9 protein-coding genes and 1 pseudogene are annotated in these 9,401 nt (G+C 70.3%); 4 read left to right on the forward strand and 6 right to left on the reverse strand.

Features of this window, described 5'->3' with window-relative positions; genetic code table 11:
* The 4 genes and pseudogenes from VFM98_RS14395 to VFM98_RS14410 all read right to left on the reverse strand — a co-directional run.
* Window positions 1-330, reverse strand: a pseudogene (locus VFM98_RS14395) (hypothetical protein); the annotation flags it as partial.
* Window positions 309-2,066 carry a peptidase M61 gene (locus tag VFM98_RS14400; protein ID WP_325110602.1) on the reverse strand — a complete coding sequence of 586 codons (1,758 nt, stop codon included), beginning with the start codon at window positions 2,064-2,066 and terminating at the stop codon, window positions 309-311. The gene VFM98_RS14400 and the pseudogene VFM98_RS14395, both read right to left, overlap by 22 nt.
* The gene (locus VFM98_RS14405; RefSeq protein ID WP_414709027.1) at window positions 2,063-2,836 is read right to left on the reverse strand and encodes a DsbC family protein; all 774 of its coding nucleotides are present in this window, start codon (window positions 2,834-2,836) and stop codon (window positions 2,063-2,065) included. Before VFM98_RS14405 ends, VFM98_RS14400 begins: the two co-directional genes overlap by 4 nt.
* Window positions 2,833-3,963 carry an FAD-dependent monooxygenase gene (locus VFM98_RS14410; protein WP_325110603.1) on the reverse strand — a complete coding sequence of 377 codons (1,131 nt, stop codon included), beginning with the start codon at window positions 3,961-3,963 and terminating at the stop codon, window positions 2,833-2,835. Before VFM98_RS14410 ends, VFM98_RS14405 begins: the two co-directional genes overlap by 4 nt.
* Window positions 3,964-4,031: 68 nt before the next feature.
* Here VFM98_RS14410 and VFM98_RS14415 point away from each other — a divergent pair, with 68 nt between their 5' ends.
* Window positions 4,032-4,892, forward strand: a complete 861-nt coding sequence (locus VFM98_RS14415) for an MOSC domain-containing protein (RefSeq protein ID WP_325110604.1) — start codon at window positions 4,032-4,034, stop codon at window positions 4,890-4,892.
* Window positions 4,893-4,944: 52 nt separating this feature from the next.
* On the opposite strand, the gene VFM98_RS14420 is transcribed toward VFM98_RS14415, so the two are convergent.
* Window positions 4,945-6,768 carry a 7TM diverse intracellular signaling domain-containing protein gene (locus VFM98_RS14420; RefSeq protein ID WP_325110605.1) on the reverse strand — a complete coding sequence of 608 codons (1,824 nt, stop codon included), beginning with the start codon at window positions 6,766-6,768 and terminating at the stop codon, window positions 4,945-4,947.
* A 31-nt stretch (window positions 6,769-6,799) separates the two neighbouring features.
* On the opposite strand from VFM98_RS14420, the gene ychF reads away from it, so the two are divergent.
* The 3 genes from ychF to VFM98_RS14435 all read left to right on the forward strand — a co-directional run bounded on the left by ychF (window position 6,800) and on the right by VFM98_RS14435 (window position 9,062).
* The gene (gene ychF, locus VFM98_RS14425) at window positions 6,800-7,894 is read left to right on the forward strand and encodes a redox-regulated ATPase YchF (protein WP_325110606.1); all 1,095 of its coding nucleotides are present in this window, start codon (window positions 6,800-6,802) and stop codon (window positions 7,892-7,894) included.
* Between the two features lie 326 nt (window positions 7,895-8,220).
* Window positions 8,221-8,619 carry a hypothetical protein gene (locus tag VFM98_RS14430; RefSeq protein ID WP_325110607.1) on the forward strand — a complete coding sequence of 133 codons (399 nt, stop codon included), beginning with the start codon at window positions 8,221-8,223 and terminating at the stop codon, window positions 8,617-8,619.
* On the forward strand, window positions 8,616-9,062 hold the full coding sequence (locus tag VFM98_RS14435) for a DUF2846 domain-containing protein (RefSeq protein WP_325110608.1): 447 nt from the start codon (window positions 8,616-8,618) through the stop codon (window positions 9,060-9,062). The genes VFM98_RS14430 and VFM98_RS14435 overlap by 4 nt, the downstream gene beginning before the upstream one ends.
* A 100-nt stretch (window positions 9,063-9,162) precedes the next feature.
* Here VFM98_RS14435 and VFM98_RS14440 read toward each other — a convergent pair.
* A partial coding sequence (locus VFM98_RS14440) for a YqaA family protein (protein ID WP_414709028.1) occupies window positions 9,163-9,401 on the reverse strand: 239 nt, incomplete at its 5' end.

A 9,401-nucleotide genomic window follows, 5' to 3' on the forward strand; every position in this document is an offset into this window, starting at 1 on the left:
CGGCACGGGCTCGGGCACCAGCTCCGGTTCCCCCGCAGCCGGCTCCGGAGGCTTTTCTTCCTTCTTCTCGCGCTCCTGCGCGCTCGAAGCCGTCGGCTTCGGCTTGGTCGCTGCCCGCGCCCGCGGCATGGGTCGCGGCGCCTGGGCGACGGTGGCCACCACCGGCGGCGGCGCAGCGGGCTTGAGCAGGCGCGTGTACATGGGCGGCGCCATCAAAGTGAGGCCGGAGATCGCCTCGGCCTGGCGCGCGAACCATTCCAGCGAGGCGAGGTGCCCCAGCACCACCAGCACCGCCAGCAGGGCGAGCGTCAGTTTTGGGGGCCGAACCACGCCTGCGCCTGCGCCGGATCGCGCAGCACCAGCCGCCAGGTGGTGATGCCGGACGGGATGGCGAGCTCCAGCCGCAGCAGCCGCCGGTCGCGCGCGACGATGGCGGTGACGCGGCGGTGGCTGCCGGCGTACAGCATCAGGTCATCGAGCTTGGCAAGCCGCCAGGCCGTCCCGGCCACTTCCACCGCCAGCCACTCGTCGTTGGCCGCGAAGCCCGCCTGTTCGGCGGCGCCGCCGCGCAGCACGTTCTTCAGCGTGACGAGCCCCTGCGATTCGCCCACCCGCAGGCCCAGGCGCTGCTGCAGCTGCGCCGGTTCTTCCATCACGGTGATGCCGTGCTGCTCCAGCAGCTCGCGCAGCGGCAGCTCGCGCGTGCCGTGCACCCAGGCCGCCAGTTCGCGGCTGAAGGCGCGGCCCCCGAGCTCCTTCAGCACCGCGGCGAAATCCGCCTCGGCCATCGGCCCGGCCTTGCAGCGCACCCACAGGGCGCGCATCACGTCGTCCAGCGTCGCGTGGCCTTCCAGGCGCAGGGTGAGGTCGAAACACAGGGCCACCAGCGAACCCTTGGTGTAGTAGCTCACCGTGGCGTTGGCCGTGTTCTCGTCCTGCCGGTAGTACTTCACCCAGGCGTCGAAGCTCGCCTGCGCCACCGACTGCACCTCGCGCCCGGGCGTCTGCAGCACCTGGTTGACCGTCTTGGTGAGCAGCTTGAGGTAGGTGGCGTCGTCGATCAGGCCGGCGCGGCGCAGCAGCAGGTCGTCGTAGTAGCTGGTGAAGCCCTCGAAGAACCACAGCAGCTGCGTGTAGTTCTCGCCGCCGTAGTCGTAGTGCGCGAACTCCGCCGGCCGCAGCCGCTTGACGTTCCAGGTGTGGAAGTACTCGTGGCTGATCAGGCCCAGCAGCGTGACATACCCTTCGCTCATGCGCGTCTCGCCCACCCGCGGCAGGTCGCGCCGCGAGCAGATCAAGGCCGTGGAGTTGCGGTGCTCCAGGCCGCCGTAGCCATCGTCCACCGCGTTGAGCATGAACAGGTAGTGCTTGAACGGCGGCTTGCGGCGCTCGTGCCAGAAGCGGATCTCGGCCTCGCAGATCTTCTGCATGTCGGCCACGAGGCGGTCGGCGTCGAAGCCCGCGGTCGCCCCCGCCACCACGATCCGGTGCGGCACGCCGCAGGCGCGGAACTCGGCGCTGAAGAAGGGCCCGAGCTCCACCGGGCAGTCCACCAGCTCGTCGTAGTTCTCGGCCCAGTAGGTGCCGAAGCCCCGCTTGCCGGTCTTCAGCGGCTCCAGGCCGGTGGCCGCTTCCCAGTGCGGATAGGCGCGCGGCGCCACCAGTTCCAGCTGGTGCGGCTCCTGCGCCTGGCCGTGCACGCGCAGGCACAGGCTGGTGCCGTTGAAGAAGCCGCGCTGGGTGTCGAGCCAGGCCGTGCGCACCGAGTTGTCGAACGCGTAGACCTCGTAGCTCAGGACGAGCGGGCTGGAAGGCACGCAGTCGACCTGCCAGCTGGCCTTGTCGACCTGCTGCACCGGCACCGGCTTGCCGTCCTGGCGGGCGCTGAGCCGCTGCAGGTGGCGCGCGAACTCGCGCACCAGGTAGCTGCCCGGGATCCACGCCGGCAGCGACACGCGCTGCCCGCCCTGGGGCTGCGCGATGGTGAGCGTGACGTGGAACAGGTGGGCGGCGGGATCGACCGCCTCGACCCGGTAGTGCGGGCCGTCCGGGCGCGCGGCGATCACTTGGCGGCCAGCATCCTCTCGATCTCGGCGGCCCCGATGGCGCCCGGCACGCGGGAGCCGTCGGTGAAGATCAGCGTCGGGGTGCCGGTGATCCTGTGCTTCTTGCCGAATTCGAGGTTGCGGCCGAGGGCCGTCACGTCGCAGCTGGCCGCGGCCTTGGTCGGCACGTCGTTCTTCAGCATCCAGTCGGTCCAGGCCTTGGCCTTGTCGCCGGCGCACCAGATGTTGCGCGACTTCTCGGTCGAATCCGGCCCGAGGATCGGGTACAGGTACATGTAGACCGTGACGTTGTCGATCTTGGCCAGGTCACGCTCGAACTTCTTGCAGTAGGGGCAGTTCGGGTCCTCGAACACGGCCAGCTTGCGCTTGCCGTTGCCGCGCACCATCACGAAGGCGTCCTTGCTGGGCAGGGTGTCGAAGTCCACCGCGAGGAGCTTGTCCATGCGCTCCTCGGTGAGGTTCTTGCGGGCCTTGGTGTCGATCAGGTTGCCCTGCAGGATGTAGGCGCCGTCGGCATCGGTGTAGAACAGGTCGGTGCCCACGCGGATCTCGAACACGCCGGGCATGGGCGTGCGGCTCACCTCGTCGATCCTGCCGATGCTGGGCAGGCGCTCGGCCAGGTTCTTGCGCAGCAGCTGTTCCTGCTCCTTGGTCACCTGCATGGCGGCGTTGGCCACCGTGGGGGCCTTGTCGCCGGGGGCGGCGCCAGCGACGAGCGCCACCGCAGCCAGGAGGGCGGCCAGGATGCCGCGGATCGCGTTCGGTTTCATGTTCTTTCCGTTCTCAAGAGATTCCCGGCCTGCCCCATGGCCTGCCGCACCACCCAGCGCTTGACCGGGCCGCTGTGGTCGAAGCCCCGCATGCCCCAGTTGCGCAGCAGGGCCCAGGGTTCGGCGGGCTGCGCGAAGAGCTGCTGCAGTCCGTCCGTCGTCCAGGCCATCGCCAGCACGTCCATCTTGCGCGCACGCTCGTAGCGGCGCAGCAGCTTGGCATCGCCCAGGCTGCGCCACGATTCGCGCTCGTGCAACACCTGCGCGAGCTTTTCCGCATCCGCCAGCCCGAGGTTGAGGCCCTGGCCGGCCAGCGGATGCACGTTGTGCGCCGCGTCGCCCGCCAGCACCCAGCCCGGGCCGCACCAGCGGTCGGCCTGCGCGCGCTGCAGGGGCCAGGCGCTGCGCTCGCTGGTGAGCGTCATGCGCCCGAGCTCGTTGCCCGCGCACGCCTGCAGCCTGGCGCAGAAGACTTCCGGCGTCAGCGCCAGGAGCTCGTCCGCACGCGGCTCCTGCACTGACCACACCAGGGCCATGGAGTTCCCGTGCGGGCCGCCGAGCGGCAGCAGGGCCAGCACGTTGCCGCTTTCGAACCACTGGTGCGCCACGCCGCCGTGCGGCTTTTCGCATTCCAGCCGGGCCGCGATGGCGCGCTGCGGATAGGAGGTGATGTCGAAGTTGACGCCGAATTCGTCCCGCGTGGCGCTGGCGCGGCCCTCGCAGACGACGGTGAGCGCCGCGGGCTGGGGCTCTGGCAACACTTCCACCTGGGCCTGGAAACGCACGGCCTCCTGCAGGCGGGCCAGCAGAGGCTCGACGTCGACGATCCAGGCCAGCGCCTCCACGCCTTCCTCGCCGGCGGAAAAGCGCACGCGGCCGCCGTCGTCGCCGCGCACGTCCATGGCCTGCACCGGGGTGGCGTGCTGCTCGTCCGGCCAGGCGCGCAGGCGCAGCAGCAGGTCGTGCGAGCGGGCGTTGAGGGCATAGGCGCGCACGTCGCGCTGCGGCGCCGCGGCCGGGGCGGTGTCGACCAGGCCGACGCGCAGGCGGTCGCGCGCCAGCAGGAGCGCCAGGGTGCGGCCCACCATGCCCGCGCCGCGGATACAGACATCGAGAGGAACGGCCATATTGGGGGGGATTGTAGGAGCCGGGCACAATGGCTGGCTGCAAGCCATCCCATTTGCTTTTCCACCCCATGAGCAACGCCCCCGACCTCACCGCCGCCATCGCCCGCCTGTTCGTCTATCCCGTGAAGTCCTGCGCCGGCGTGGAACTGCGCGAGGCGGTGCTGACCGAGACCGGGCTGGACCTGGACCGGGCCTGGATGGTGGTGGACGAGAAGGGCGATTTCGTCAGCCAGCGCGAGCTGCCGCGCATGGCCCTGATCCGGCCGCAGATCCGCCTGAGCGACGTGGTGCTGCGCGCCCCCGGCATGCTGGCGCTGCACCTGCAGATCGACACGGTCGAAGAGCCGGTGAAGGTGCGCGTCTGGGACGACGAGGTGCAGGCCTACGACATGGGCGCGGTGGCGGCGCAATGGTTCTCGGATTTCCTCGGCCGCCCGCTGCGGCTGGTGCGCTTCGACCCCGAGCAGCAGCGCCTGGCCAGCCGCAAGTGGACCGGCGACGCCGAGGCGCCCACCCAGTTCCAGGACGGCTATCCGCTGCTGGTGACGAGCACCGCCTCGCTGGACCTGCTGAACGCCAGGCTGGCGGCAGCCGGCCATGCGGCCGTGGGCATCGAGCGCTTCCGGCCCAACATCGTGCTGGCGGGCCTGGAGGCGCACGACGAGGACCGGCTGGAGCTGATCCGCATCGCGGCCGACGAGGGCCAGGTGCAGCTGCGGCCGGTGAAGCCCTGCTCGCGCTGCCCCATCCCCAACGTCGACCCGGCGACGGCGCAGGTCGATCCGGTCGTGACCGACACCCTGCAGTCCTACCGCCGCGACCCGGCGCTGGACGGGGCGGTGACCTTCGCCATGAATGCCATCGTCGTGGAAGGCGTGGACCGCACGCTGCGGATCGGCCAGCCGGTGGCGGCGACGATCCGGTTCTAGCCTCCTGGGTGGCGCCGGCCTGCGGTGCCTGTGCGCCCGGCCGTCCCTTCCTTTAACCCGCCGGCTGCGGCGGCGCCGAGTGCGGCGCCGGCTCCGGGTGGATCTGGCTCGGCGCGAAGAGCGAGGAGTCGCCTGCGTCGGAGGTGGCCGGCGAGCCCGCGACGAAGCGGATCGGCCGGCGGGTGCGCGGCGACATGCGTGCCAGCTGGGCGCGCAGGGCCTCCTCCAGCTCCTCGGCGTCCAGCGGGGCCTCGGCCAGCAGGGCGGCGGCGATGTGGAACTGCAGCGTCACGTCCGGCTTCAGCCCGGGCAGGGGCATCAGGCCGGCGGCGATCAGGCGGCTGGCCCGCTCCGTGACGGAGGTGCGCGCGGCCGCGCCTTCCAGCAGCACGCCGAAGCAGTTCTCGCCCACGCGGCTCACGGTGTCCACGTCGCGCAGCAGGCGGCGCAGCTTGATCACGCTGCGAAGCAGGCTCTGCTCGGCGACCGCGGTGCCGAAGTACTCGCGGATGCGGCGATGGTTCACCAGCTCGATGTACATGACGGCGGCGTCGAGCCCGTCGCGGCGCTGGCGCGCGACCACCTGGCGCAGCCGGTCGGTGAAGAGGTGCGGCGCCAGCAGGCCGGTGAGGGCGTCGCGGGTGGACAGGGCCTGCTCGCGCACCTCGGCGCGGTGGCGGTCGCGCGAGCGGATGAAGAGCGCCACCAGCAGCAGCGGCACTTCCAGCGCGATCGCCACGACCGCCGCGTACTGCGTGGTGGCCGACACCGGCACCCAGCCGAAGACGCGCGCCATCCCGAGCAGCAGCGCCAGCAGCATCGGCACGTAGGCCACGAGCACCCAGCGCGCCACGGGGTCGCCGCGCATCCACGCCCGCACCGACGCCAGCATCGCGGACCCGGCCGCCAGGCCTACATAGGTCGCCAGCAGCGGCAGGCTGACGGATTTGGGCAGCACGGCCGGCACGGGGATCAGGACCACCCCGAGCAGGGCCATCAGCCCCATCGTGCGGTCCAGCAAGCGGAAGCGGCGGCGCAGCGCCAGCAGCGTGCGCACGAACATCATCGCGGCGGCCACGGCGGCGAAGGCCAGCATCGGCACCGGCGCGTCCTCCAGCGCCCCGAAGCGGGGCCACAGCAGGTGGGCGGCGGTGCCGGTGTAGGCGGCCACGCCCAGTGTGGTGAGCGCCGCGTAGCCGGCGTACCAGCCGAACACGGCGTCGCGGTAGGCCCAGCCGCGTGCCAGGCAGCCGGCGATCAGCAGCGCCAGCGCGCCGAAGGCCGCGCCTAGGGCCAGGTACTCCAGCTGCAGCCGCTGGCTCTGGCTGGCGCCCGTGGACAGCCGCACCGGGAAATTGGCCGCCGTGGTGTGGCGGATGCGCACGTACAGGTCGCGCACCTCGCCGGGTGCGAGGTCCACGCGGAAGAAGGGATAGCGGCCGCGCTCGGCCCAGCGTGCCACCGCCAGCGTGTCGCCGGCGGTCTCGGCGATCCAGGCGCCGCCCTCGTGCTGGTAGACGGTGACCCGGTCCAGCGCCGGCATGGGGAATTCGATCACCCAGTCCTGCCGCTCGTCCCGGGCGCGCTGCACCCGCAGGTGCAGCCACAGGGCCGCGCGCGGGCCGAGCTTGTGGATGGCCTGCGGCTGGGCCGGCGCGAAGGGCGCACCGCCGGGGCTGCGCGCCACCTCCTCGATGCTGGCGGTGCCGTCCGCGTCGAGCCAGGCGCCGGCCAGGTTGGCGACGTCGATGCTGCCGATGCTGTCGCGCAGGACCAGCGTCCGCGGGTCGGGGACGGCCTCGTGCGCGACAGCGCCCAGGGCCCATGCAGCCAGCAGCAGGAAGGCCGCGACGAGCCGGGCGGCGGCCCATCGCATACACTTTCCGGCTTCGTTTGCGGGAACTGACATGAGTTTGAAGTGCGGGATCGTGGGGCTGCCCAACGTGGGCAAGTCCACCTTGTTCAATGCCTTGACCAAGGCCGGTATCGCCGCCGAGAACTACCCTTTCTGCACCATCGAGCCGAACGTGGGCGTGGTCGAACTGCCTGACCCGCGCCTCGACGCGCTGGCCGCCATCGTCAAGCCCGAACGCATCGTGCCAGCCATCGTCGAGTTTGTCGACATTGCCGGACTGGTCGCAGGGGCGAGCAAGGGGGAAGGGCTGGGCAACCAGTTCCTGGCCCACATCCGCGAAACCGATGCGGTGGTGAACGTGGTGCGCTGCTTCGAGGACCCCAACGTCGTGCACGTGGCGGGACGGGTGGACCCGGTGGCCGACATCGAGGTGATCCAGACCGAGCTGTGCCTGGCGGACCTGGGCACGGTGGAAAAGACGCTGGCGCGCTACAGCAAGGCCGCGAAGTCGGGCAACGACAAGGAAGCGGCGCGCATGGTGCAGCTGCTGCCCAAGGTGCAGGAGGCGCTGAACGAGGCGCGGCCGGTGCGCACGCTGCAGCTGTCCGACGAGGAGAAGGCGCTGCTCAAGCCGCTGTTCCTGATCACGGCCAAGCCGGCGATGTTCGTCGGCAACGTGGACGAGAACGGCTACCACGACAACCCGCACCTCGATCGCCTGCGCGAATACGCCGCGACGCAGAACGCGCCGGTGGTGGTGATCTGCGCCAAGATCGAGTCCGAGATCGCCGAGATGGCCGACGAGGACAAGAAGATGTTCCTGGCCGAGATCGGCCAGGAGGAGCCGGGCCTCAACCGGCTGATCCGCGCCGCGTTCAAGCTGCTGGGGCTGCAGACCTACTTCACCGCCGGCGTGAAGGAAGTGCGCGCCTGGACGGTCCCCATCGGCGCCACCGCGCCGCAAGCCGCCGGCGTGATCCACACCGACTTCGAGCGCGGCTTCATCCGCGCCCAGACCATCGCCTACGAGGACTTCATCGCCTTCAAGGGCGAGCAGGGCGCGAAGGACGCCGGCAAGATGCGCAGCGAAGGCAAGGAGTACGTCGTCAAGGATGGCGACGTGATGAACTTCCTGTTCAATGTCTAACTTCAAGAAGTCGCAAGCGACTTCTTGAAGTTGGTTTTGTTCTGATCGGTGTGACGAGGACCGGCGAAGCCGGATCCTCGTCACAGGTGAGACCGCGCTGCATGTTATTCCGCGCGGTCTGGAGCGCGGCGAGCGCGCGGCTCGGTAGGGCGGGCGCTGACGCGCGCCAACTCGTCTCTTGATGCAGAGCAAGGAAGACGCGCAAGCGCTGCGGGCGCGTCGGCCGCGCGCCACGAATCCTCCGATCTGATGTTGAGCGGGCCGCACCGGCTCGCTAGAGTGCCGCCCAACCAACACGCGCTGTCAAGACAGCGAACGGGAGGACGATGCCACTCCAGACCTGGCGCGCCGGGTGCGCGCTCGCCGCGGCCATCCTGCTTTGCGCATGCGCCGCCGAAGTGCCCGTCGCCCATGCGAACCTGGTGCCGCTCACCGCGCCCGCACCCGACCTGCAACTGGCCTCGGACCTGCCGGTTTCCCTGAGCACCGGCTACACGCGCACCGTGCCCGCGAAGACCCGCTGGCGCGCCGTCGGCGCGCTGCCCCAGGGGACGGTCTACCGCCCGCTCGACACGGTGTTCGCGATCGAGGGGCGCCAGATCCACGAGGCCTACCTGGTGGTGCGCGGGACAACGCTTCAAGGCTTCTTCCTTCCCGGCGAGGGCAACTATTCGGCCCTCCCGTCGGGCATCCAGCTTCCTATCGAGACAGGAGAACGACGATGAGACGGAGCTATCTGAAATTCGGCCTCGCCGCGGCGGTGGTCGTGCTCGCGAGCGGTTGCGCCACCGGTCCGAAGCACTCGGAAGTGGCCGCACGGTTCCCGGCGGTGAAGTCGGGCGAAGGGCGCATCTACTTCTACCGGAACTCCACCTTCGGCGCTGCGGTGCAGCCGGAGATCCGGCTGAATGGCCAGGTGGTAGGCAAGTCGCAGCCGAACGGCTTCTTCTTCGTGGATCGCGCGGCCGGCAACTATGTCGCGAGCAGCAGCACCGAGACCGAGAAGACGCTGTCGTTCACGCTGCAGCCCGGCGAGACCAAGTACGTGAAATCGTCGATCGGCTTCGGGCTGGTGGTCGGGCGCGCCGTCCTCGACCTGGTGGCGCCGACACAGGGCGCGGCCGACATCTCGAACCTGAGCTACACCGGCACGTTGGCGGGCAAGTAGCGCAGACGCGCGGCAAGGATCCCAGGGAACGGCCTCCGCCGTTCCCTTTTTTCGCATCGCCCCAGAAATCGCTCACACGCCGTCAAGCGAATCGGCACGCTCAGTGCGGAAACATCCAGAGCAGCGCGCTCGTCATGACCAGATAGCGCAGGAACTTGCCCGCCAGCATGTAGCCCGTGCAGGGCCAGAAGGGCAGGCGCAGCCAGCCGGCGACGGCGCACAGCGGATCTCCCACGATCGGCAGCCAGGCCAGCAGGCAGGCCTTGGGGCCGAGGCGCTCCAGGAAGTCGAGCGCCTTCATGTGGTGGCGCGACTTGCTGTACTTGTCGACGACGTGGT

The sequence above is a fragment of the Ramlibacter sp. genome (assembly GCF_035706265.1).
GTDB lineage: Bacteria > Pseudomonadota > Gammaproteobacteria > Burkholderiales > Burkholderiaceae_C > Ramlibacter.

What these genes read in the sequence shown, in the direction of transcription:
- VFM98_RS14415 (WP_325110604.1), top strand. Translation starts at nt 4,032, where the DNA reads ATGAGCAACGCCCCCGACCTCACCGCCGCCATCGCCCGCCTGTTCGTC.
- ychF (WP_325110606.1), top strand. Translation starts at nt 6,800, where the DNA reads ATGAGTTTGAAGTGCGGGATCGTGGGGCTGCCCAACGTGGGCAAGTCC.
- VFM98_RS14430 (WP_325110607.1), top strand. Translation starts at nt 8,221, where the DNA reads ATGCCACTCCAGACCTGGCGCGCCGGGTGCGCGCTCGCCGCGGCCATC.
- VFM98_RS14420 (WP_325110605.1), bottom strand. Translation starts at nt 6,768, where the DNA reads ATGCGATGGGCCGCCGCCCGGCTCGTCGCGGCCTTCCTGCTGCTGGCT.
- VFM98_RS14410 (WP_325110603.1), bottom strand. Translation starts at nt 3,963, where the DNA reads ATGGCCGTTCCTCTCGATGTCTGTATCCGCGGCGCGGGCATGGTGGGC.
- VFM98_RS14435 (WP_325110608.1), top strand. Translation starts at nt 8,616, where the DNA reads ATGAGACGGAGCTATCTGAAATTCGGCCTCGCCGCGGCGGTGGTCGTG.
- VFM98_RS14405 (WP_414709027.1), bottom strand. Translation starts at nt 2,836, where the DNA reads ATGAAACCGAACGCGATCCGCGGCATCCTGGCCGCCCTCCTGGCTGCG.